This window comes from Pandoraea sp. E26 (genome assembly GCF_000681415.1).
In the GTDB taxonomy this organism is placed as follows: domain Bacteria; phylum Pseudomonadota; class Gammaproteobacteria; order Burkholderiales; family Burkholderiaceae; genus Pandoraea; species Pandoraea pnomenusa.
Window position 1 is genome coordinate 230623 of sequence record NZ_AYXJ01000009.1, and the last position, 21999, is coordinate 252621.

Annotated in this window: 17 protein-coding genes; 5 read left to right on the plus strand and 12 right to left on the minus strand. The window is 65.8% G+C overall.

Annotated elements, in window-relative coordinates; genetic code table 11:
• Positions 1 to 55 precede the first annotated feature (55 nt).
• The 5 genes from W930_RS0106570 to W930_RS0106590 all read right to left on the minus strand — a co-directional run bounded on the left by W930_RS0106570 (position 56) and on the right by W930_RS0106590 (position 5909).
• Complete coding sequence (locus W930_RS0106570) at positions 56 to 1927, minus strand: feruloyl-CoA synthase (RefSeq protein WP_023595861.1); 1872 nt, start codon at positions 1925 to 1927, stop codon at positions 56 to 58.
• Positions 1912 to 3084: an ABC transporter substrate-binding protein gene (locus tag W930_RS0106575; RefSeq protein WP_023874427.1), complete on the minus strand. Its 1173-nt coding sequence runs from the start codon at positions 3082 to 3084 to the stop codon at positions 1912 to 1914. Before W930_RS0106575 ends, W930_RS0106570 begins: the two co-directional genes overlap by 16 nt.
• A gap of 63 nt (positions 3085 to 3147) precedes the next feature.
• Positions 3148 to 4068 carry a 3-keto-5-aminohexanoate cleavage protein gene (locus W930_RS0106580; protein WP_023874429.1) on the minus strand — a complete coding sequence of 307 codons (921 nt, stop codon included), beginning with the start codon at positions 4066 to 4068 and terminating at the stop codon, positions 3148 to 3150.
• 129 nt (positions 4069 to 4197) lie between these two features.
• A complete protein-coding gene (locus W930_RS0106585; protein WP_024788492.1) occupies positions 4198 to 5124 on the minus strand; it encodes a 3-hydroxyacyl-CoA dehydrogenase NAD-binding domain-containing protein in 927 nt (308 codons plus the stop codon).
• Positions 5125 to 5150: 26 nt separating this feature from the next.
• A complete protein-coding gene (locus W930_RS0106590; protein WP_023874433.1) occupies positions 5151 to 5909 on the minus strand; it encodes a crotonase/enoyl-CoA hydratase family protein in 759 nt (252 codons plus the stop codon).
• 219 nt (positions 5910 to 6128) lie between these two features.
• Between W930_RS0106590 and W930_RS26405 the strand changes: the two genes are divergently transcribed.
• Both W930_RS26405 and W930_RS0106600 read left to right on the plus strand, forming a co-directional pair.
• Positions 6129 to 7046, plus strand: coding sequence for a helix-turn-helix transcriptional regulator (locus W930_RS26405; protein ID WP_023874435.1), 918 nt, complete (start codon positions 6129 to 6131; stop codon positions 7044 to 7046).
• A 175-nt stretch (positions 7047 to 7221) separates the two neighbouring features.
• Complete coding sequence (locus W930_RS0106600; protein ID WP_023595855.1) at positions 7222 to 8007, plus strand: FRG domain-containing protein; 786 nt, start codon at positions 7222 to 7224, stop codon at positions 8005 to 8007.
• A gap of 46 nt (positions 8008 to 8053) precedes the next feature.
• On the opposite strand, the gene W930_RS0106605 is transcribed toward W930_RS0106600, so the two are convergent.
• Positions 8054 to 9427, minus strand: coding sequence for a diguanylate cyclase domain-containing protein (locus tag W930_RS0106605; protein ID WP_048806355.1), 1374 nt, complete (start codon positions 9425 to 9427; stop codon positions 8054 to 8056).
• A gap of 635 nt (positions 9428 to 10062) precedes the next feature.
• Here W930_RS0106605 and W930_RS0106610 point away from each other — a divergent pair.
• The gene (locus W930_RS0106610; protein ID WP_023874438.1) at positions 10063 to 10533 is read left to right on the plus strand and encodes a VOC family protein; all 471 of its coding nucleotides are present in this window, start codon (positions 10063 to 10065) and stop codon (positions 10531 to 10533) included.
• Positions 10534 to 10557: 24 nt separating this feature from the next.
• Here W930_RS0106610 and W930_RS30740 read toward each other — a convergent pair whose 3' ends face one another.
• The 3 genes from W930_RS30740 to W930_RS0106625 form a co-directional block, all read right to left on the minus strand.
• Positions 10558 to 13665, minus strand: a complete 3108-nt coding sequence (locus W930_RS30740; protein WP_023595852.1) for a VTT domain-containing protein — start codon at positions 13663 to 13665, stop codon at positions 10558 to 10560.
• Entirely contained in the window at positions 13666 to 14322 is a 657-nt protein-coding gene (locus W930_RS0106620) for a DUF4142 domain-containing protein (protein ID WP_024788490.1), read from the minus strand.
• Between the two features lie 87 nt (positions 14323 to 14409).
• Positions 14410 to 15828, minus strand: coding sequence for a sigma-54 dependent transcriptional regulator (locus W930_RS0106625; protein ID WP_051399364.1), 1419 nt, complete (start codon positions 15826 to 15828; stop codon positions 14410 to 14412).
• Positions 15829 to 15994: 166 nt separating this feature from the next.
• On the opposite strand from W930_RS0106625, the gene W930_RS0106630 reads away from it, so the two are divergent.
• Both W930_RS0106630 and dapA read left to right on the plus strand, forming a co-directional pair.
• Complete coding sequence (locus W930_RS0106630) at positions 15995 to 16948, plus strand: sigma 54-interacting transcriptional regulator (RefSeq protein ID WP_051399266.1); 954 nt, start codon at positions 15995 to 15997, stop codon at positions 16946 to 16948.
• A 350-nt stretch (positions 16949 to 17298) separates the two neighbouring features.
• Entirely contained in the window at positions 17299 to 18261 is a 963-nt protein-coding gene (dapA, locus tag W930_RS0106635) for a 4-hydroxy-tetrahydrodipicolinate synthase (protein ID WP_023874444.1), read from the plus strand.
• Positions 18262 to 18277: 16 nt separating this feature from the next.
• Here dapA and W930_RS31050 read toward each other — a convergent pair whose 3' ends face one another.
• The 3 genes from W930_RS31050 to tam all read right to left on the minus strand — a co-directional run bounded on the left by W930_RS31050 (position 18278) and on the right by tam (position 21995).
• Positions 18278 to 19915 carry a methyl-accepting chemotaxis protein gene (locus tag W930_RS31050; RefSeq protein ID WP_023874445.1) on the minus strand — a complete coding sequence of 546 codons (1638 nt, stop codon included), beginning with the start codon at positions 19913 to 19915 and terminating at the stop codon, positions 18278 to 18280.
• A 306-nt stretch (positions 19916 to 20221) separates the two neighbouring features.
• Positions 20222 to 21094 (minus strand): AraC family transcriptional regulator, encoded by an 873-nt coding sequence (locus W930_RS0106645; RefSeq protein WP_023595846.1) that lies wholly within the window; start codon positions 21092 to 21094, stop codon positions 20222 to 20224.
• A gap of 58 nt (positions 21095 to 21152) precedes the next feature.
• On the minus strand, positions 21153 to 21995 hold the full coding sequence (gene tam / locus W930_RS26420) for a trans-aconitate 2-methyltransferase (RefSeq protein ID WP_023874446.1): 843 nt from the start codon (positions 21993 to 21995) through the stop codon (positions 21153 to 21155).
• Between the last annotated feature and the right edge of the window lie 4 nt (positions 21996 to 21999).

Below are 21999 nucleotides of genomic sequence, written 5' to 3' on the forward strand. Positions count from 1 at the left end.
TTCGCGCTCACATTCCTACGCTTGCAGGTTGGCCCCGCGCGGGCCGCCGAACGTGTCAGAGCGGCGGCAGGCGAATCACCGACTCGCACGTCGAATACAGTCTCGCAACATCGTCCGCACGCAAATTGAGCACCGCTCGCTGATTGACGTAGCCCTTGTCGGTGATCTCCCCCAACTCCAGCGATGGCGGCGACCCCAGTATCGCCGCGCGCGCCGCGCGCTGCGAACTGCCCGCATCCTGAGCCAATTGGTCGAGCGCGGACGCAATCGCGGCACGCACCTCGCCATGCATCGCCATCGCCTTGCCGGCATGCGCGGCATCGCCCGCCAGTTCCACCGCCTTTGCGCGCATGGCAGGGCTCGGGAAGATCAGCAAACCGATCTCGTCGCGGTCGTGCCCGGCGATCACCACATCCGACGCGTAGGGTGCGAGGGCCATGACCGCCCGCAAGCGCAGCGCGCCAACGGAGACCCATGTCCCGCTGGTCAGCTTGAAGTCTTCCGATACGCGGCCGTCGAAAATCACGCCTGCCCCCGGATCCCGGGGATCCGACAGGCGACCGGCGTCGCCGGTGCGATAAAACCCTTCGTCGTCGAACGCCTGCGCCGTCGCGGCGGGATCGCCCGCATAGCGCTCGAATACCGCCGGGCCTCGCACGCGCATTTCCAGCTTGTCGCCGTTGGGCACGAACTTCAGCTCGTTGCCCGGCGCCGGCACGCCGATGTTGCCCGCGCCCGGGATCGGAAAATGCACGCTGGTGATGAGCGGCGAGGTTTCCGTCGCCCCCCACGCCGACGTGAAGAACGGCAATGTCTCGCAATGGCGCGACGCGAGCCGTTCGAAGCGCTGCCAGAGCGCGGGCGGCAAACTCGCCGCCGCGTAAAACAGCACTTGCAGGCGGGCGAAGAATCTGGCGGCGAACGCCTCGTCGTCTTCCAGGAACGGCGCGAGCGCCTCGAACCCCTTCGGCACGTTGAAGTGCAACGTCGGCGATACGTCGCGCAGCGCCTCGACCGAGCGCTCGATCAGCTCCGGCACCGGGCGGCCGTCATCCACATAGAACGCACCGCCGTTGCGCAGGGCCATATGGAAGTTGTGATTGGCGCCGAACGTGTGGCTCCACGGCAACCAGTCGACCACCACCGGCGCGGCCTCGTCGATGAACTGCCAGCACTGCGCGATCATCTGTTGGTTCGCGGCGAGCATGCGGTGCGAGTTGACAACGACCTTCGGCTTGCCGGTCGATCCCGAAGTCAGCAGCAGCTTGGCCGTATCCTCCGCTCGCACCTGCGCGAATGCGATGTCGACGGCAGGTGAGGCCTCGGTCCCCGCCAGCGCATCGAAGCACAGCCAGCCCGCGCGCCCGTTGCGGGTCGCGACGATCGGGCAGCGAATCGGTGCGCCGTCGAGCGCACGCCCATAGGCATCGCCGTCTTCCACATAGATCAGCGACGGGTCGAGACGCGCGAGAATGCCGTGCAGCTTGCTCATGTCCTTCGCAATTCGCGAATACGCCGACGACACGATGGCGGCGTGACGCCCCGCCATCATCGCGCCGAGCACGAGCAACGCATGATTGACGCTGTTGTCGGACAGGATCACGACCGGGCGATCGCGGGCAATGCCGAGATCCAGCAATGCCTGCGCCACGCCGCGAGCGCGGCGCAGCGCGTCGCCATACGTCACACACCGCCACAACGCCGGGCCACGCTCGCCCGGTTGCGCGCGCTCCGCCACGAACACGGCGTCGGGCGTGCGCGCGGCCCACTGCACCAACCAATCGGCAGGACTGCGTGCGTAAGCGCCCAGCGGGGTACGCGACCGGATGATGAAACTGCCGTCGGCGCGCGCCTCCCGTTCGATATCCGGCCGGGCGAGGCGTGGCGTGCCGGCCGCTGCGAAGCCGGGATTCAGTCGATGGTCCACTTTCCGCCCTTGACCGTGACGAGCACACGACCGTCTTCGCCATAAGCCGAATGGTCCTGCGCGCTGACATTGATCATGCCGTGCGTTGCCGCAAGGCCACGGGTTTGCTCGATGGCCGAGACCAGGGCGTCGCGAAACGCCTGTGTGCCCGGCTGCGCCTGCTTCACGGCCACCGCCACCGCGCGATCGAGCACCAGGTAGGCATCGTAGGCGTACCCGGCGAACAGATTACGCGACCCGGCGCCATACTGCGCTTCGTAGCGCTTCGCGAAATCGGTGGCCACTGCCTTGCCGGGGTGGCTGGGGCTCAACTGTTCGGCAACCAGAATGTTGCCCACGGGCAGGATCACCCCCTCGGCGCTCTTGCCGGCCACGCGCAGGAAATCGTTGTTGGCGACACCGTGCGTCTGGTAGATGCGCCCCTTGTAGCCACGCTCGCGCAACGTGCTCATGGGCAACGCACCCGGCGTGCCGCTCGCGGCGATGATCACGGCGTCGACATTGGCGGACATCATCTTGAGCGCCTGCGCGGTGACCGATTGATCGTTACGCGCGTAGCGCTCGACCGGTGCGACCTGGATCTGCCGCGCGCCCGCGCGCGCCTGAATGTCCTTGAGCCACGCTTCGCCATACGAATCGCTGAAGCCGATGAAGCCAAGCGTCTTCACCTTGTGCGCCTTCATGTCGTCGAGCACCGCGTCGGCCATCACTGCCACCGATTGCGGCAGCGAAAAGACGTAGCGCATCTGTGCCGCGCTCGGCACGAACGGACACAGCCCCAATTGCGGCGTGCGCGTGTCGGCGGCCACCGCCGCCACGGCCAGGCAAGCGGGGGTCGTCGACGACCCGATGATCGCATCGACCTTGTCCTCCGTGGCCAGGCGCCGTGCGTTCTTTGTCGCCGTCGTCGGATCGGTGGCATCGTCAAGCACGATGTAGCGCACCGGCAGACCGCCGAGCGTGGGCGCAAGCATGCCGATGGCCTGCTTCTCCGGGATGCCCAGCGATGCGCCGGGACCGGTGCTCGAGAGTGTTACGCCGATGGTGACGGCCGCCGGTTGCGCGCCCGCCTGGGTGGAAGTGCACAATGCAGCCACGCAAAACGAGAGCGTGGACAGCGAGAAAGCGATACCGCGCGTGAATCTGTTTGCCGCCATGTGACATGTCTCCTTGTCATTTTCGTTATCGGGGCCGGACAGCCAACTACGCACCGCTGAAACTCATCGCATGGCGAACTCCGGCAGCACCTCCCGGTTACGCGGCAAGCCCATGATTTCACGGGCTTCGGCCGGCGTTGCGGGCTCGTAGCCCATATCGCGCACCATGCGCACGATGCGCTCGGTCAACTGCTGGTTGGTCGCCAGCACGCCTTGTTCGTAATAGAGGTTGTCTTCCAGGCCCGTGCGCACGTGACCGCCGAGCAGCAGGGAGTTCATCGCCGAGGGCAACTGCGCTGGGCCGATGCCCGATACGCAGAAGATGCTCCCCTTGGGCAGCATGTCGACCATTTGCTGCAATACGCGCGGGGTGTAAGGCATGGCGTTCTGAAAGCCGCGATGCACGCCCAGCACGAGGTTCACGAAAAAGGGCTCCTCGTCGAAGCCTGCCGCGGTAAGCGTGGCCAGGTCCTGCACGATGTGCGTTGGGCTGAACACTTCCCACTCGGGCTTGATGCCGCGCTTTTTCATTTCCACGGCCAATTGCTTGCAGCGCTCGGGCGAGGTGTGCATGAGCAGCTCCTTGCCGCCGAAGCTCGCGATGATGGTCGTGGCATCGAGCGTGCACATCTCGGCGCCAGCCTCCATGCCCTTGATGCGCTCCTCCCACAGAATTTCCCAATAGCCGTTGGCGGCCTGACCGATCATGTCGCCATGCACGCCGCCTCCGGTCGAGTTGTTGATGACGATGTCGCACTTGTCGCGGATGCGGCGGTTGATGTCGCGGTAGATCGCCGGATCGCACGTGGCACCATCGTCACCCGGACGTCGCGCGTGGATCGCCACGACGCTCGCGCCCGCGTTGTAACAATCGTAGACGTCGCGTGCGATCTCGTCGGGCTGCGTGGGCAAATGCGGATTCTGCGACTTGTGGGCCATCCCCCCCGTGGGGGCAATGGTGACGATGACTTTCGGCTTGCTCATGCGTGTCTCCTTGAATCGTTCGTTCAATCGTTTCATCGGCCGACAGGCCGACGACATCGGCGTTGCGTCGCAGCGCACCGGTTGTCTTGCCCCGTGGCGCCGGCCGCCTCCCCACCGCGGTGACGGGCGTTACGGCTTGCTCGCGAGAATGCCGAGAATGATCTCGTCGCGCTGGGCTTCGAGCCGGGCGTTGCCGCGCCCCGCCAGTTCGGCCTCCACCCCCGCGGTGATACGCGCCTTGAGCGCGTCGGTCAGCTTCGGCTCACCCAGATCGGCCCACCATGACTCGATGGGCGGGCCCAGATGGTCGAGCAGATGCGCGATCCCACCGGCGCCGCCGGAGAGGTGCAGATTCAGGAACGGGCCGAGCGCTGCCCAGCGCAAGCCCGGGCCGTAGGCAATGGCGTCGTCGATGTCCCCGACCGACGCCACGCCGGTATCGACCAGATGCATCGCTTCGCGCCATAGCGCCGCCTGCAACCGGTTAGCGATATGCCCCTTGACCTCTTTCTTCACGTGAATGGGTCGCTTGCCGATTGCGCGATAGAACTGCATCGCGGTGTCGATCGCCGCCGCTGACGATTGCTCGCCGCCGATCACCTCGACGAGCGGAATCAGATGCGGTGGGTTGAACGGATGCCCGAGCACCACGCGGCCCGGGTGCGCGCACACGGATTGCACCCGGCTCATCAGCAACCCCGACGAACTCGATGCGATCACCACGTCCGGAGGCAACGCCGCGTCCATCTTGCGAAACAGCGCCTGTTTCAGATCCTCGCGCTCAGGGCCGCTTTCCTGCACGAATCCAGCACCCGACAGCGCGCCCTCGAGCGTGTCGTGGAACGTCAGCGCGTCGCGGTTCGCGTCGGGCGACAGACCGATGCGGATGAGCGTAGGCCAATGGGCATCCACCGCTTCGCGCAAGCGCTCGCGTGCGCCGGGCGCGGGATCCCATGCGCATACGCGCAGCCCGCGCGCCAGAAAATAGGCCGCCCAACTCGCACCAATCACGCCGGTGCCGATCACCGCAACCTGCTCGATGTTGTCGTATTTCACGTTCGTCTCCGTGGTGGGCCGCACGATTAGCGCGACGCGCGGCCGAGAAATCGTTCCATGCGCTCTCGCGCTTCGGGTGTGGCGAGCATCAGCGCACTGGTCACCGACTCGGTGAACAGGCCGTCGCCCATCGACATGTCATGGATGCGCGAAAGCGCGTGAATCGTCGCCCAGTTCGACAACGGGCTGTTCTGCGCCGTGTCGCGTGCGAGTTGCGTGGCGAGGGCGAGCCCCTCGCCTGCTTCGGTCAGGTAATGCCCCAAGCCGAGTCGTTCGCCGTCGGCCGCATCGTAGCGACGGCCGGTGAGCATCATCTCCGTCATGCGATCCGGCCCGAGAATCCGCGCCACGCGCACCGACGCGCCGCCACCGACGAAGATGCCGCGCTTGCCTTCGGGCAACTGGAAGAACGCGCTTCGCTCGATAACGCGCACATGCGCACAGAGCGCCAGCTCCAGGCCCCCACCGATGACGGCCCCATGCAACACGGCGATCACCGGGCGTCCCCCGAACTGGATCTCGTGGAATACCTTGTGCCAGCGCTGCGAGACACGCAGTACGTCGATCGGGTCGCGCGTGCTGTTCTCCGAGAGGTCGAGCCCCGCGCAGAAGTGCTCGCCCGCGCCGCTCAACACCACGGCGCGCACACTGTCGTCGAAATCGCGGAACGCCGCCTCGAGGGAATCGATGGCGGCGTCGCACAGAGCGTTGCGCTTCTCGGCACGCTCGAGCGTCACGAAAGCGATCGCGTCTTCAACGTGAACTCGCAAGTGGGAATAGGTCATGTCTGCATTGGCTCCGAAACGTAGAAAGTATCTTATAAGATATTTTCTACGTTTCGCCATTTGTGCAATGCAGTTCAGGGTTAACAGGGACAATCCACCGCTCAAAGAAATTTATTGCACAATAATCGCAACCCGTCTTCGTCGAACCCCGCACGATTGTCGCGAGAGAGCTATCCCATAGTATATTTACGTGCGACATCTTCGAATCCCTGCTGCCCCATGCCGAAACTGCCTGCCGATGCGCACCTGCCCGCCAAGTTCGACGACGTCGGTGCGGGCGTGACGTCGCGCCTGGCGTCGCTTGCTATGCGAATTCGCACGCTGCGCGCACAGCGCGGCATGACGCGCAAGCAACTTGCCGCCCAGTCCGGCGTGTCGCTGCCGTACCTCGCGCGCGTGGAAGCCGGTACCGGCAACGTGTCGCTTGCCGTACTGCACAAGCTGGCCGAAGCATTGAATGTCGGCGTGGAGACGCTGGTGGCCGAGCGCACCGCCTACGACGGCGATCTGCTCATCCTGGTCGAATATTTGCGCCAGCAACCGCCGGAAGTGCTCTCGCGGTTGCGGCGCGAGATCGTCGTGCCGCAGCCCGCGGACGGGCGCCGTGCGGGGCAACGCATCGCCCTTATCGGACTTCGCGGCGCGGGCAAGTCGACGTTGGGCCCGATGCTTGCGGAGGCGATTGGCGCGCCCTTCATCGAACTGGATAAGGAAGTCGAGCGCGATGCCGGCATTGCCATCGGCGAAGTGATCACGCTCTACGGTCAGGCGGCGATGCGGCGCATCGAACGCCAGTGCATCGAGCGGATCATTGCCGAGCATGACCACGTGGTGCTTGCCACGGGCGGCGGCATCGTGTCGGAAGCGCCGACGTACGAGCGCGTGCTCCGCGCCTTCCGCACGGTATGGCTGTGCGCCAGGCCCGACGTTCACTTCCAGCGTGTCATGCGGCAGAACGATGCACGCATCGCCACCGAGGCCTTGCGCAACGAAGCCCTCGATCACATCCACCGCATGCTCGACGCGCGCGAATCGCTTTACCGGCTGGCCGACATCACGCTGGACACTTCCGACATCACGCCCGACGCCGCCCTCGAAGCCCTCACGCGCCACCTCGCACCGGTCCGAGCAGCGTAAGTCGGCGTCATCGGTCATTCGCCCGAAGATGCCGACGCCAACATGCTTGAGCTGCCACGGTCGCCGTACTATAGTGGCCGACGCATCGCTGGCGCTGCGTTGGCGAGCTCACAAAACCGGCATGAACGCTTCGCCCAGCGCATCGCTGCAGGCCGACTCAAGGATTTCGCCCACTATGGACACCACCGTCGTCGAGAGCTGGAAGGATTTCACGGAACTCTCTTCGCGCTTCGAAGGATGGGCGTTTCGCGGGCAGCAGGACCAGCGTTGGCACCTGCAAAGCTCGCTGTCCCGCTACCTCCACGCCTATGTATCGGACAAGGAGCAGTGGCGCAGCCGCGAAGCGCGCGCCATTCGCATCTTTCGCCGCAAGGCGCACAACCACGTCCCCTGGCCCGAGTTGCTGCACGACGACCTGCGCTGCCTTGGCCTGATGCAGCACCACGGCGCACCGACCCGCCTGCTCGACTTCACCAAATCCCCGTTCGTCGCCGCGTTCTTCGCACTGGAGCGCGCAACAACCGACGCAGCCATCTTTGCACTCAATACCCCCGCGCTGTATGCGGACCGCGCGCGGCCGCGTCACGCGCCATGGCTCACCCGGGACACGATCGATCCGCGTGTGAAGGGCAATATGGAGAAATACTTCCTCGGCAACGACAACGAGGTGGTCTGGTTTGGAGAGCCGGAGGAAATGGACGGGCGCCTGATCGCCCAGTCGGGAACTTTCGTGTTGCCGGGCGTGATCGACCGCCCGCTGCATCGAATTCTCGACGGCTACGAAAGCGACGAGCCGCTGCTGCGCAAGATCGTGTTGCCATCGACGCTGCGCGCCGACGCGATGAAATGGCTGTACCGGATGAACGTCACGAATGCGTCGCTTTTCCCCGACCTCGACGGTCTGGCGCGCTCGATTGCCGTCGAAATCGAAATGGTCTGGCCGACGCAGACCCTCGGCTGACGATCACGGCGAAATCGCTCGGTCAGCCACGCCGCGCAATGACGCTTTACACCAACCGTTCGAGAAAGCTCGGGCCGCCCGACTTACGCTCGGACTTGTTCGCGTACATGCGCTGATCGGCAATTCGAATGAGTTCGCTCATCGATTCGCCGTCGTCCGGGAACACCGCCACTCCCACGCTCACTTTCACGCCCACCCTCACGCTTCCGGCGGCATTGTCAACATCGATGGCCTGCTCGATCTCGGCACGCAAGCGCGTTACCGCGAAGTCGATGCGCTCGACGATCTCGGTGTCCTGGAGAATGGCGACGAACTCGTCGCCCGAGTAGCGCGCCACGAATCCGCCCTCGCCCACGACTGCCTTCATGCGTCCGCCGATTTCGCACAGCAGCCGGTCGCCCACGGCATGGCCGTGGCTGTCATTGACGTCCTTGAAGCCGTCGATATCCGCGAACAGCAGCGCGAGCTTGCCGTTGGTGCGTTGCGCGCGTCTCACCGCCTCGCCGACGAATTCCCCGAACGTGCGACGGTTCGGCAGTCCGGTCAGCTCATCGAACCTCGCCGCGTGATAGAGATCGTCGATGAGCTGCTTTCGCTCGATTGCCAGCGCCGTCTGATCGCAAACAAAGGCCAGCAGACGCTGCGCGGCGTCGACCTGCAAGGCTCCCGCCGGACCGTAGATCATGAGCGTGCCTACCGCACGCCGCGCCGTGACCATGGGCAGCACGACGAGAGCCGGACGCTTACCCTGCTCATTCCCATCAGGCAAGAACTCAATGGCACGCACGGACGAGATCGCCTCTGCCGCCGCCCCGGGGTCGGCCTCGATCAGTCGCCACAGCGGCTGCTGGCCGTGCGTCGCCTGCATCGATAGCGCGCGGGCCTGAGACCAGTCGAGCAACGCAACGTTGGCGCTTTCGCGGTATTGGTACGCCTTTTCCCACGATGCGATAGCCGCGTCGCAAGTCCCCACGACCATCGCATCGACGGGAAACAGCGTGGACAGGGTGTCATGGACGGCCCGGCACAGGGAGCGGATGTCGGCCGCGTCGTGAGCGGCCTCGGAGATCGAGTAGGTTGCCCGCTGCATTGCCTCGGCATGCTTCCTGGCGGAAATGTCGCGCGCCACGCCAATGCGCAGCCCGTGGGCTTCGGACCAACGGGCGGACCACATGATGTGCACATAGTGGCCGTCCTTGTGCACGTACCGATTCTCGAATCCGATTCGGGGAACGCCCGACATGACGCGTTTCGATTCCTCGATCGTTCGCTCCCGGTCTTCCTTCGCAACGAATTCGAGCATCGAACGCCCGATCAGCTCCTCAGGCGCGTACCCGAAGATGGCAGCACTCGCCGGACTCACATAAACAAGTGTGCCGGTGCGATCGACGAGAAATACGGCGTCCAGCAGCAGCTCCATGCAGCTCGCCAGAACGTCTTTTGTTACGAATTCCATTCATTTCGAACGGACACGAAGCGCTCGCCGATCTCCCGGCGATTCCAATATGTGCACATTACAGCAATATGTTGCCTATCCGCCCCGGCCCGTGTTGCTTAAGAAATCGGTTGTTTTATGCTCGGATTCGCCCGAATCCCGAAATCGACTTCGGGTGATGACGCCGATTGTCACTTGAGCGATTCAAATTGGCAATCACAAAGATTCGCCCCGTGGCGACCGTACCACGGGCCCCGAGACCTGTGCCCGCGCGAAGAGATATGCGCTTTTGATTCAACATTGATTCACATGTTTTCGATAAATCCATTGGATTGCGAATTAAAACATTTTCTGGCTTCCACTCAGACGTATCACCGCCACAATGCGACCGTCCGGGGAAATTCCAATACCTGACGCTCAGGACGACGACGCACGATCAGGCGTTGGCACGGCTCCATAGCGTCGCCGCGCCACGCGCGTCGCGAACAGCGGCAATCCCGTTTTCGACACCGATGGCATGGCGTCCTACCCGATCCTGCGCGGGTCGACTAGGATGGAGGCGGGAAGATCGATATTGCGGGCCTGCCGCTCGTGCGAGCGGCGCATCAGAGGAGACTGACATGACGAAGCTCGTCACGTGTGTTTGGTTCAACGGCGACGCGCGCGAAGCGGCCGAATTCTACGCCGCCACTTTTCCCGACAGCCATGTCGACGCCGGTCACCGCTCGCCGATCCCTGGTGTCGGCACGGGCGAGGAGCTGACGGTGGAATTCACGGTGCTCGGCCAGCACTTCGTCGGCCTGAATGGCGGTCCGGAGTTCACGCCGAACGAAGCCGTGAGCTTCATGGTGCTCACGCAAACCCAGGAAGATACCGACCGCTACTGGAATGCCATCGTCGGCAACGGCGGTACCGAATCGGCGTGCGGCTGGTGCAAGGATCGGTGGGGCTTCTCCTGGCAGATCACACCACAGCGACTGCTCGATCTCGTGACGCATTCGGACACATCCCTGGCACGACGGGCCATGGAGGCCATGATGACGATGCGCAAGATCGACATTGCCGCGCTGGAGCGTGCCGTGGCCGTCTGACGCGGTGTCCTGCCGTACGAGACGTCACCGGCGGGCGCAGTCTCGGCAGACACGCACGAAGGCGTCGTCGGACATGGCGGTCGCAGGATCCGACCATGCACAGGCATCGGCTCGCGAGGCGGGACGCGCAGCGGCGGGCGCGTGAACCACGCTCCCACGCGGCGCCGTCGTGCGCAGCGTGGCGACCATCGGCAAATGATCGGAAGCGCGCCGGGCGAGCGGCGACGCGTGGCGTCGTACCGTGCGCAGATGGGCGCGCGGCGACGTCCATATCCGGTCCAGCGCAAGCAACGGCCAACGCGACGGGAATGTGGCCACGTGTGGCGCGCGCTCGAAATACCGGTGTAGCCAGCGCAGCGGTCGTCCCCAGAGAAACCACTCGTTCACGTCGCCCAGCAATACGGTCGCGGTGCGCGGCTGATTCGCCAGGCACTCGAGCAGACGACGCACCTGCTCGCGACGCTCGCCCGGGTGCAGTCCCAGATGCGTGGCGATGACCCGCAATTGCATCTCGCGACCCTGCGCGTCATGCCACGCCAGTGTCGCGTCGATCGCACCACGCGGCTCGCGCCCCGGCACGCTCAGGTCGATGTGCCGCACCGCCACGGGCGCCAGGCGCGTCACGATGGCGTTGCCGAAATCCATTCCCGCACGCGTGAGCGTCGGTCCGGGAATCACATGCATGCCACGGCCTTCGGCCAATTGGGCCAGCATGCCTACGCCCGTGGCGCTCGCTTCCACTTCCTGCAAGGCCACGATATCGGCGTCGATCTCGCCGAGCACGCCAGCCACGCGTTCCGGCGCGTGGCGACCGTCCGTGCCGACGCCGCCATGCACGTTGTAGCTGGCAAGCGTGAGCTCACGACTCACCGCCTCCGGACGGGCATCGCATCGAACCGGCGCGCGCATCGTATCCGTCGCATGGCGCGCACCGGCGCGGGTGGCTGCGCCGTCATCGTCGCCAGCACCTCCCATGCGTCGCCGAAGCACGACGACGCCGATGCCGGGCAACACCAGCACCGCGGCCAGGAGCGCCGCGGTAAACCCGCTGGGTCGCTGCGCGAGGGCCGCGACGCGATCGACCAGCGCGGCGGCCACGAGTATCCCCGGCGACATGCCGATCAGCGTGCCCAGCAAACAATCCCGCAAGCGAATACGTGATGCTCCGACGACAAGATTGACCAGCGTGAACGGCGCCAGCGGCATCAGGCGCAGCACGACCATGGCCAGCAATCCGTGATTGCCGATCTGCCGGCTAAGGGCATTCAGGCGACGTCCGCCCAGACGCCGCACGGCGTCTCGCCCCGCCACGCGTCCGACCCCGTAGCCGGCGACCGTCCCCACGGCCGTCCCCATCAAGGCGTAAACCGCCCCCATGACGGGTCCGAAGACAATGACCGTCACAACGATCAGCACCGTCACCGGCACCATGATGAGCGCGCCCCCGAGATAGACCGCCATCATGACGAGCGGCGCAAACGGCATACGATGAATGTGCTCGACGATACCAAGCACGCGACGCACGTCGGCCCACTCGCGCAGCGGCGTGTAACGCCAGGCGAGCGCGAGCCCGGCGAGCACGAGCAGCAGCACGACCAGCGCCGTAATGCGTCCGATGAGCCGTGGACGCGCCCGCGTGGCGATGACCGTGCCCATCACGTTCTCGAAGTCGATGGGCTCCGTCGGATCCAGCACGACCGGGCCGGGCGACGCTGCATCGTCGGCCTCGCTCAGTTCGGGCTCGAAGGCCTCGAGCGTGCGCATGCCGGGGCGATGCAGGACCTCGATCGCCGCATGCAGCCCTTTATCGCGCGACAACGCGAGTGACACCGATGACACCGGCACATCGAGGTGTTCGGCCAGCAATCGATCGCGGGCGCGGGCAATGCCGGCGGCAATGCGTGCGTCCCCGTTCGCGGCCACCGCCAGATTGCACTCCGTATCGAGCGCCATGGAACGGTTGTTGAGATTCGCCGAACCGATGACGAGCAGCGCGTCGTCGACCACCATCACCTTGCTGTGCACGTTCACGCAAGCCGGGGCGATGCCCGGCACCTCGGGGCAATACAGGCGGAAACGTCCGGTGGGGTCGGCCTCGCGCAGCCGCCGGTACAGGCGTGCACGCAGCACCCCCATGCTCTGCTCCTGCAACCACCCCGTCTCCGCGCGCCGCGACACCACGGCGATGTCGGGGCACCCGGGCGTCGCCAGTCGCGCGCTGAGTGCATCGCCGATCGGGGTCGCGGTGAAATACTGGTTCTCGAAGTAGAGACGGTGGCGGGCGCTGGCGATCGCATCGAGATACAGTGCCTGGATTTCCTGGACTGCGGGTCGCCCGTCAAAGGCCGGCGCCGTGCGCGAGATCGCGACCTCCACATCGGTCAGATCCGGCGCCACGCTGGCCGGCCATGGATCGAGCGGCGCGTAAGGCGCGTCGCGCGCGTCCCTGAGGCGCAGGTCGACGTGGATGCCCGTCGCGCGATGCCAGCGATCTTCCGCGAGTGTCGCGAGCGCCTGCGCGGCCGGTCCGTCCACCATGGCGTGAACGTCGTGGAACGGCGGATACGCGTGGCCGGACGGATCGCGTCGCCCCGGTTCGTCCGGCGCATGCCGCGATGTATCCCAGCGACAACGGGTGAGGTCGAGCCCACCGACGAAGGCGAGCCGTTGATCGATGACAACGATCTTCTGATGGTGGGAGGCCCCCGTCGGATGATTGCCGTCGAGGCGAAAGCTCAGCCGGCGGTGCGTCTGCCAGTCGAGCTTGACCGACGGCAGCCACTCGCGCTCGAGCGCGTACAGCATGGCGAAGTCCCAGCTCAGACCGTAGATGTGCAGCCCCTTGCGGCGTCGCACCAGCGCGTCGAGGAAGTCCCGCAAGCCCGACGGGAAGCCGTCGTCCGGCCCGTTCGGCGTGAGTTGCATCCGGCTGTCGATGTCCCACCCGAGAATGAACACGGTGTGACGCGCCGCGCGCAGGGCGTCGCGCAGCGCGCTGAAATAGGCCTCGCCATCGACCAGCATGCGCATGCGGGACGCCGGCGCGATGCGCCAGCAGTTGCGGCCCTCACGCAGCAGTGCCTGCTCGTCGGGCGCCCCACCCGAGGGCCCATACGTTCGTGAGTCCTGCACTTACTTCCCCATCTCGACCTTGGCGGACACTTCGCGCGCCTCGCTCAAGTGATGACGCAGTGTCGGCAGGGTTTGCTGCGCGAAGGTGCGCAAGTCGGGGTCTCGCCCCTTCTCCGCTTCCGACTGGAAGAGCGTGACGGCCCGCTCGTGCGCATCGGGTCCGGCCAGCGCCATGTAGGCGACGTCGAACTCGCGTCCCGTCTTGCGCTTGAGCGCTTCGATGTCCGGGTCGACGGCAGCGTCGTTGGGAACGCTCACGCCTTTCTTCGCGCCCAACCGGCGCAGTGCCTCGTTGGTCTTGCTGTGATCCGAGACCATCTGTTGAGCGAAGCGCTTGACGGCCGGGTTCGCGGATCGCCGCACGGCAACCTGACTGGCCTGCACCTCCGATTTGCCCGCCTTCTGCGCCTTGTCGACGAACTCGACGTCCAGACCTGCCGTCGGTTGCGCCGTGCGGGTCGCGGCCGATTTGCCATGCGTGACTTCCTGCCCCGCCGTCAGTCCGGCCTGATCGGTGCCGCCGTCCTGCGCCGGCACCCCCTTGGGCAGCTCCTGCGCCACGGCGAGCGCACTCGCCATGAGGGCAACGCCTGCGAACGACGCGCCTGCGGCGCGCATACGGCTGACCTCCTGTCGTGAACGATGCAGCGATTTCATGGTTCCTCCCGGATGAGCACATTGGTCTATCCCCTTGTCGCGTCACGCCGCGATTCGCGCGTCGACACGACGTGCAGGGTGCGTGATTCATGTCGTCGTGCGTAACTGGGCAAGGCGCGCGTACAGCGTCTTCAGGCTGATGCCGAGTTGACGCGCCGCGCGCGCCTTTACACCCCCACATTGCGCCAGCGCCCCGAGAATGACTTGACGGTCGAGCTCGGCCAGCGGCGCGTCGAGCGCGATGTGCGTCAGTTGGTCGCGCACGGGAAATGCGGCAATCTCCGCCAGGATCGGCGGCGGCAGCGTGTCGATTTCAGGGGTGGCGGTGAGAATGCGCACACGCTGGACGAAGTTGCGCAGCTCACGAACATTGCCCGGCCAATCATGCTGCGACAGCGCCGCCAGCGCGCGCGGCGTGAAGTGCATGCGCACGCCATCGCGGTCGCCGGCCTCGTCGAGCATCGCCTGCGCCAGCAACGCAATGTCGCTGCCCCGCTCGCGAAGTGGCGGCAGGGTAACCGGAAACACGTTCAGCCGATGGTAGAGGTCGGGGCGCAGCTTGCCCGCCTGCATGGCCTCATCCGGGCGGACGTTGGTCGCGGCGACGATGCGCACGTCCACGGCGATCTCCTGTGTGCCGCCAAGACGTGTGAGCCTGCCCGTCTCGAGCACGCGAAGCAGGTTGACCTGCGAGGCGAGCGGCATTTCGGCGACTTCGTCGAGAAACAGGGTGCCGCCATCGGCGCGTTCGAAAAGTCCCTGGTGCCGACGTTCAGCGCCGGTAAAGCTGCCGCGATCGTGACCGAAGACCTCGCTCTCCACGAGGTTTGGCGCGATCGCCCCGCAGTTGACTGCCAGAAATGGGCGGTCGCGCCGCTCGCTGAGATCGTGCACGGCACGCGCGGCCAGTTCCTTGCCGGTGCCCGATTCGCCGGTGAGCAAGACCGCGGCGTCGGTCGGCGCGACACGCGCGAGGGCATCGAAGACCCGGCGCATCGCATCGGACTTGCCAAGCATGCGCCCCAAAGCTGTTGGGTGATCGGTCGAGTCGGTGCGATCCGTGTAGCTCCATGTCTTCCCGTCGGTAGCGCGAACACGATCCCGCCCAGGCATGGGTTCGGACGCCCTCACCATCCATTCGCCCGCGCGATCGCGGTCTTCAGGCAATACGAGGTAATCGCGCGCGCCGCGCCGCAGCGCTTGCACCGCGCTCTCCCACTGCGGACGCGCCGTGCACATCACGACATCGAGATCGCGGCGGTGCGCCCATCCGTCGAGCACATCGAAGCCACTGCCGTCGGGCATCTCCAGACCGGTCATCACCAGTGACGGCAACGTCCGGGCAAGGCACGCATCCGCGTCGGCGAGCGTGCCCGCCCACGTGGGTGGCGGCATGGTGGATGGACAGATGGCGTACAACGTGTCGCGCGTCACCTTGTCGGGCCCGACCAGCAAAATCGGCGACCGGCAGGCAGCTTGTCGCAACGCGTCGGAATCGACTGACATGGCTCCTCCGTAGGGCGGCAGATGGCTGTTCGACTGCGTGATCCGCGATGCCGTTCGGCATATCGCCATCGAAACTTCCTATGCGGCACGCGATCCGACTACAAAATTTCAATGTCGATTTCGAAAACGTGCGGGATATTCGCGGCGCACTTCACGTCACACAGGGATGACACCTCAGCCTACCCACGCGGCCACGGCGGCACTGCTCGGCGACTCCGAGGCGATACGTGCGCTACGTGCACAGATCGATCGGGTCGCGCGCACGTCGTTGAGCGTGCTGATTCTCGGCGAGAGCGGCAGCGGCAAGGAACTGGCCGCGCGCGCCATGCATGCGGCCAGCGATCGCCGTGACGGGCCGTTCATTGCCGTGCCGTGTGGTGCCATGCCCGCCGATCTTGCGGAGTCCCAATGGTTCGGTCACGAGCGAGGCAGTTTCACGGGTGCGACGCAGCGTCGGCGCGGGGTCTTCGAAGCCGCGCATCGGGGCACGCTCTTTCTCGACGAGATCGGCGATATGCCGCCTGCCATGCAAGTCAAATTGTTGCGGGCACTCGAGTCGGGCGTCATCGTGCGAGTCGGCGGCAGTGACCCCATCCCCGTCGACGTGCGTGTCATCGCAGCCACACGCCACGACGTGCTGCACGCGCTGCGCAACAAGGGGCTTCGCGACGACCTGCTGTACCGTCTTGCGGCGTTCGTGCTGCACGTGCCCGCGCTTCGGCATCGGGAAGCCGACGTGGACGCGCTGGCCAGAGCGCATTTGCGTACCCTCAACGTGCGTGCCCGCACGGCCAAAACGCTCTCGCCGCAATCAATACGTCGGCTCGGACAACACCACTGGCCGGGTAACGTGAGAGAACTGCACCACGCGATCGAGCGCGCGTTCATTCTCGCGGACGACGTGCTGCAAGTCGTGACCGATCCGGTCTCGCCCGCCATCCCCGCGGTACTCGACGGCACCTTGGCGTTACCCCGCGAAATCAAGCTGGCCGACGCACAACAGCACTTCATCGCAGCATCGCTCGCCCATCACGCCGGCGACAAACCGGGCGCCGCCCGCTCGCTCGGCGTGAGCCTCAAGACGCTTTACAACCGCCTGGCCGCGATGGGCCAACGGTGACACGCCACAGGTCGACGTGCTTGACGTGACACGCGCAAAGCGGATAGAGTCGCTGCATGACGAATTCGCGCCTTTGCTTCCCGCAAGCCTTGCACGCTGTCCCGATGGGTCAGCCGGGTGCGTTCGTCAAAAGCAAAAAACAGTCGCTCAACTGACCGGAGCGTGCTGTTCCGTCAGTTGAGCGACGGAACAGCCACGTGGACCCGGCAGTCCCGCACAGCGCCCTGCGCGCGCCTGCCTCGCACTCCCCGCGTATCTGAACTTCCTCGTCGCCCTGCTGCGCGGTTTCCGTAAGGGTCATCACGCGTTCGCGGCTCGCTTAGCCGCGCGTTGCGTCCTGGGAGACATTCATGCACGTCGCACAGCCTCACCTCGCGTCCACGGCTTCGGCCACATCGTCGACATTGCGCGGCATCTGGCTGCCACTTGTCACGCCATTGCGGCGTGATGGAGCCGATACCGCCGTCGATCACGCCGCCCTGCGGCGGCTGGTGGCGCACTATCGCCACTCCGGCATCGCCGGTCTCGTCATCTGCGGTACCACGGGCGAGGCCGCCGCGCTCGACGATGCCGAGCAACTCGCCGTATTCGACACCGTGCTGTGCGAAGCCGGCTCGCTGCCGGTGATCGCCGGGCTCGCCGGCAACCATCTCGGCCACACGCTGGCGCGACTCGACGCTCTCAACGGTCTGCCGCTGTGCGGTGTGCTGAGCCCGGCACCGTACTACATCCGGCCGTCGCAGGCGGGCCTGCTCGACTGGTTCCACGCCCTGGCCGACCGGTCGCGCGCGCCGCTGGTGCTTTACGACATTCCCTACCGCACCGGCGCAACGCTCACGCTCGACACGCTGCTCACGCTTGCCGGCCATGACAACATCCAGGGGATCAAGGATTGCGGCGGCAATGCGCACACCACGCAGGCGCTCATCGCCGATGGCCGTCTGTCGGTGCTGGCCGGCGAGGACCACCAGTTGCTATCGACACTCGCCATGGGTGGCCACGGCGCGATCATTGCGTCGGCGCATTGCCGCCCGGCTCACTTCGCCGCGCTCTACCGCGCCGTGCGCGCGCAACAGCTCGATGTGGCACGCGTGCTGTTTCACGCGCTCATGCCGGTGGTAAGGCTGCTCTTCGCCGACGCCAATCCCGCCCCGCTCAAGGCGTGGCTGGCGCGCGAAGGGTTGTTGGAAGACGTGCTGCGAGCGCCGATGGCGAATGCGTCACCGGCGCTCGCGCAACAGTTGGTGGATGCCGTGGCCGCGATCGACGCCGCATTCGGCGCGCAAACGTCCACCCCGGCAAACGCCGCCTGACACGTCGCCCGCGACCTCAGGCGGCGGCGCGCTGCGCGATGAGCGCGCCGGCACCTGCCGGGGTCTCGCGACGGGGCTCCGGCAACGTGGCAACTCGGGACAGCCCGACGTCGGCGTCGACGCGGAACTTCGACGTCTCGCTCACGAGATCGGCGGCCTGCTGGCGCATATGCTCGGCGGCGGCGGCAGCTTCCTCGACGAGTGCCGCGTTTTGTTGCGTGACCTGGTCCATCTGCGTGACGGCCTGGTTGACCTGCTCGATACCGCGAGCCTGCTCGTCGCTGGCGGCGGCGATTTCGGCAATCAGTTCGTTCACGCGGCGCACCGACACCACGATCCGGTCCATCGTCTGCCCGGCGACTTCGACCCGCGAGGTGCCATCCTGCACCTGCTGGATGGACGCGGCGATCAATTCGCGAATGTCCTTGGCGGTGCCCGCCGAGCGCTGGGCCAGCGTACGGACTTCGCCGGCCACGACAGCGAAGCCGCGGCCCTGCTCGCCCGCGCGCGCCGCTTCGACCGCTGCATTGAGCGCGAGGATGTTGGTCTGGAATGCGATGCCCTCGATGGCGCTGATCATGTCGCTCATGCGGGCCGAGGCGCTGGCCATCGCCTGCATGGTTTCGATCACGGCCCGCACGCTCTGCGCTCCGGCATCGGCAACGCCCGACGCCTCTTGCGACAGGCGCCGCGCCTGCATTGCGTGCTCCACGTTCTGGCGCACGGTCGAGGTCAGCTCTTCCATCGACGCGGCCGTCTGCTCGAGCGAAGCCGCCTGCTCTTCGGTGCGTTGCGACAAGTCGGTATTGCCCTGCGCGATCTCGCGCGCGGCGTTGTCGATCGCGCCCGACGCGCTCTGGATATTGCGCACCAGGCGGCTGAGCTGGTCGATCGCGGTGTCGAGCGAGGTCGCCATCCGGCCGATTTCGTCGGTGCTGTCCACACGGACACGATAGGTGAGATCGCCGCGCGCGAGTGCCGTGGCCCCCTCGGCGGCGGCCTTCACCGGACGCGTGACCGAGCGCACGATCGCCAGCCCCGCAATGACCGACAGCACCACGGACGCCAGCAACGTCAGCATCAGCCACAGCCGCGCGGAGATATAGGCCGCATTGGCGTCGGCGGCTTCCTTCGCGCTCACGGCCTTGCCCACGCCCATCAGGTCGTCGAGCGGCGAAAAGTAAGCAACCTGGGCCTTCTGCATGGGCCCCATCAACTCTGCCTTCGCCTGGGCGAAGTCACCGCTGTGCACCAGTGTCTTGATCGTGTCGAGCTCTTTGCTGTAGACCACGTTGGCCTCGGTCAGGGAGCGATACAGCGCCTTGCCCTTCTCCGTGTAGAACATGGTGGCCATGCCGGCGATGCCCTTGTTGTTGGCTTCGCGCAACTCGTCGATCTTGGCCAGGCGGGCGTCGATCTGTGATGCGTCGGCCGACATCACGATGTCGCGCAAAATGACCGCAACGTGCGCCGCACGATCCTTCAGATTGTGGAATTCCAGAATCTTGTGGTTCAGGTCGGAGACGATGAGCTGCGTGTTCGCATCCATCGTCGACATCTTCGTGACCGCCACCACCGCCACGACGAGCAGCATGACCACGTTGAGGGAAAAGGCGGCGATGAGCCGTTTGCTGATACTCAGATTCTTGAACATTGCCTTGCGCGTCCAGCGATTCGTCCTGCGTGTCGAGAAAGATCCCCCGCCTGACTCGCGCGGCGGATCTCGTTCGATACCTTCCCCGGTACCTCTGACGAGGATTAACGAATCGTTCGCGGGAAAACTTGAGCCGTTTCAGGCAAACCTATGGAATACCCTGAAACGCCCGGTCCGCAATGTGTTTCACAGGTGAAAACGTCGATCCACGACGCACAATGCGCGCATGCAACAGCCCGAATGAACGGGGCGCCGACGCGTGCACAGGCTCGAGGCATGCAACGTTCGCCCTGCGAACGTGACCGGTTACACGCCCCGACCGGCGCTCCATTTTCCGGGCGACACACCGAACGCGCGTCGGAAATAGCGGGTGAAGTGCGACAGGTCGCTGAAGCCCTGCGCCAGTGCGACGTCGGTGGCGGAGACGCCCGCGCGCAGTGCGGGCAACGCTCGCGCCAGTCGCAACTGATTGCGCCACGCATGCGGCGCCAGGCCCGTCTCTCGGGAAAACAGACGCGCGGCGTGAAATGGGGAAAGGTCGACTGCTTCGGCCAGCGACGTGAGCGACATCGGCTCGGTCAGATCGGCCGACAAGCGCGCCTTCATCGTCTCGACGCGCACGCTGTCGCGATGCGTGGGCGTCTCGGGAATACGCGCCTGCGTGTGGCGGACCAACATCATCGACACCGCATCGATCAACACGCTCTGGGCGAGCAGCGGATCGGCGCCCGTCTGCAGCAGGCGATGGGCGGCAAGCAACCGCTGCATGACCTGCACGTCGCGCACCACGTCATCGCCGAACCAGGGCAGCGCATCGGCGCATGCCGCCAGCCCGGGCAGCGGGTCGGTCAACTGACGCTGCACGCCCTGCACGAAATCCACCGGCAGGTAGAACACGCGGTAACGCCAGCCGAAGTCGGTCTCCCGCGATCCGGTGTGGACTTCGCCGGGATGGATGATGGCCACCGACCCGGCATCCGCCACGTGCTCCCCGCCGCGATAGGCATAGCGCTCCGCTCCCTCGACGATGCACGCGAACGTATACGCGTCGTGCCAGTGCGGCGCGAACGTATGGTCGTTGTATTCCGCCGTGACCATGTCGGCCCCGGGCACCAGCGACGAGCGCCAGTACAACGGGGCATTGCGGAAAGGCTGGTGAGGAGGACGAGCGGCGCTCATGGCCGTTACTTTACACCGGGGCAGCGGCCGGCGCCGGGCGCACGGCGCGCCGACGCGCTCAGCGTGTGGCGACCACGAAAAGCCGCGGAAACGGCAGCAGCACCGTACCGTCGGCGAGTGCCGGATAGGCCTTGGCGATCTCGTCGGTGTAACGGGCGAGAAACGCCTCGCGCTCGCCCTCGTCGAGTCTTGCAAGGAACGGTCGCAACGCACTGCCCTTGAACCACTCCACCACCGCCGGAGCACCGCCCGCGAGTGGATGATGGTAGGTGGTGCGCCAGATGTCGATGCGCGAGCACAGGGCGCGCAGCAGCGGGTAATAGAACATTGCGTCGTGACGCGCCGTGCGCTCCACGCCCCTGAGCCGGTCGGCCCATCGCGCGTCGGCTGCCACCTCCCGCATCAGCCGATGCGCCGGTTCGTCCAGATTGTCGGGTGTCTGCACCGCCAGCGAGCCACCAGGCGCCAGGCAGGCGACGAGGCGTGGATACAGCGTCTCGTGATCCGGCAGCCATTGCAGCACGGCGTTGGCCAGCACCACGTCGAACGGCCCCGCCTGCCAGGTGGCGATGTCGGCGACTTCGAAGCGAAATTGCGGCAGACGCGAGCGCGCCGCGTCGATCATGTCGCCCGAGCTGTCCAGTCCGAGCACCTCCGCGTGGGGATATCGGGCCGCAAGCACTTCCGTGGAATTGCCGGGGCCGCATCCGATATCGACCACTCGCGCGTGCGCCCGCTCCGGCAGTTCCGGGATCGCCGCCACGAGATCGCGCACAGGGCGCGTGCGCTCGTCTTCGAACTTGACGTACTGCGCCGCCTGCCAAGCCGGATTGACGGGCGCCGCGGGCGCATTCTTGACATTCTCGACCTTCGACGGACTCGGCGACGGCACTTGCTGCATGACT

Excerpts from the sequence above, each read along its gene's own strand:
- tam (WP_023874446.1), bottom strand. The coding sequence starts at position 21,995 with ATGCAGCAAGTGCCGTCGCCGAGTCCGTCGAAGGTCGAGAATGTCAAG.
- W930_RS0106645 (WP_023595846.1), bottom strand. The coding sequence starts at position 21,094 with ATGAGCGCCGCTCGTCCTCCTCACCAGCCTTTCCGCAATGCCCCGTTG.
- W930_RS0106610 (WP_023874438.1), top strand. The coding sequence starts at position 10,063 with ATGACGAAGCTCGTCACGTGTGTTTGGTTCAACGGCGACGCGCGCGAA.
- W930_RS26405 (WP_023874435.1), top strand. The coding sequence starts at position 6,129 with ATGCCGAAACTGCCTGCCGATGCGCACCTGCCCGCCAAGTTCGACGAC.
- dapA (WP_023874444.1), top strand. The coding sequence starts at position 17,299 with ATGCACGTCGCACAGCCTCACCTCGCGTCCACGGCTTCGGCCACATCG.
- W930_RS0106625 (WP_051399364.1), bottom strand. The coding sequence starts at position 15,828 with ATGTCAGTCGATTCCGACGCGTTGCGACAAGCTGCCTGCCGGTCGCCG.
- W930_RS0106630 (WP_051399266.1), top strand. The coding sequence starts at position 15,995 with ATGACACCTCAGCCTACCCACGCGGCCACGGCGGCACTGCTCGGCGAC.
- W930_RS0106575 (WP_023874427.1), bottom strand. The coding sequence starts at position 3,084 with ATGGCGGCAAACAGATTCACGCGCGGTATCGCTTTCTCGCTGTCCACG.
- W930_RS0106580 (WP_023874429.1), bottom strand. The coding sequence starts at position 4,068 with ATGAGCAAGCCGAAAGTCATCGTCACCATTGCCCCCACGGGGGGGATG.
- W930_RS0106620 (WP_024788490.1), bottom strand. The coding sequence starts at position 14,322 with ATGAAATCGCTGCATCGTTCACGACAGGAGGTCAGCCGTATGCGCGCC.
- W930_RS31050 (WP_023874445.1), bottom strand. The coding sequence starts at position 19,915 with ATGTTCAAGAATCTGAGTATCAGCAAACGGCTCATCGCCGCCTTTTCC.
- W930_RS0106590 (WP_023874433.1), bottom strand. The coding sequence starts at position 5,909 with ATGACCTATTCCCACTTGCGAGTTCACGTTGAAGACGCGATCGCTTTC.
- W930_RS0106605 (WP_048806355.1), bottom strand. The coding sequence starts at position 9,427 with ATGGAGCTGCTGCTGGACGCCGTATTTCTCGTCGATCGCACCGGCACA.
- W930_RS0106600 (WP_023595855.1), top strand. The coding sequence starts at position 7,222 with ATGGACACCACCGTCGTCGAGAGCTGGAAGGATTTCACGGAACTCTCT.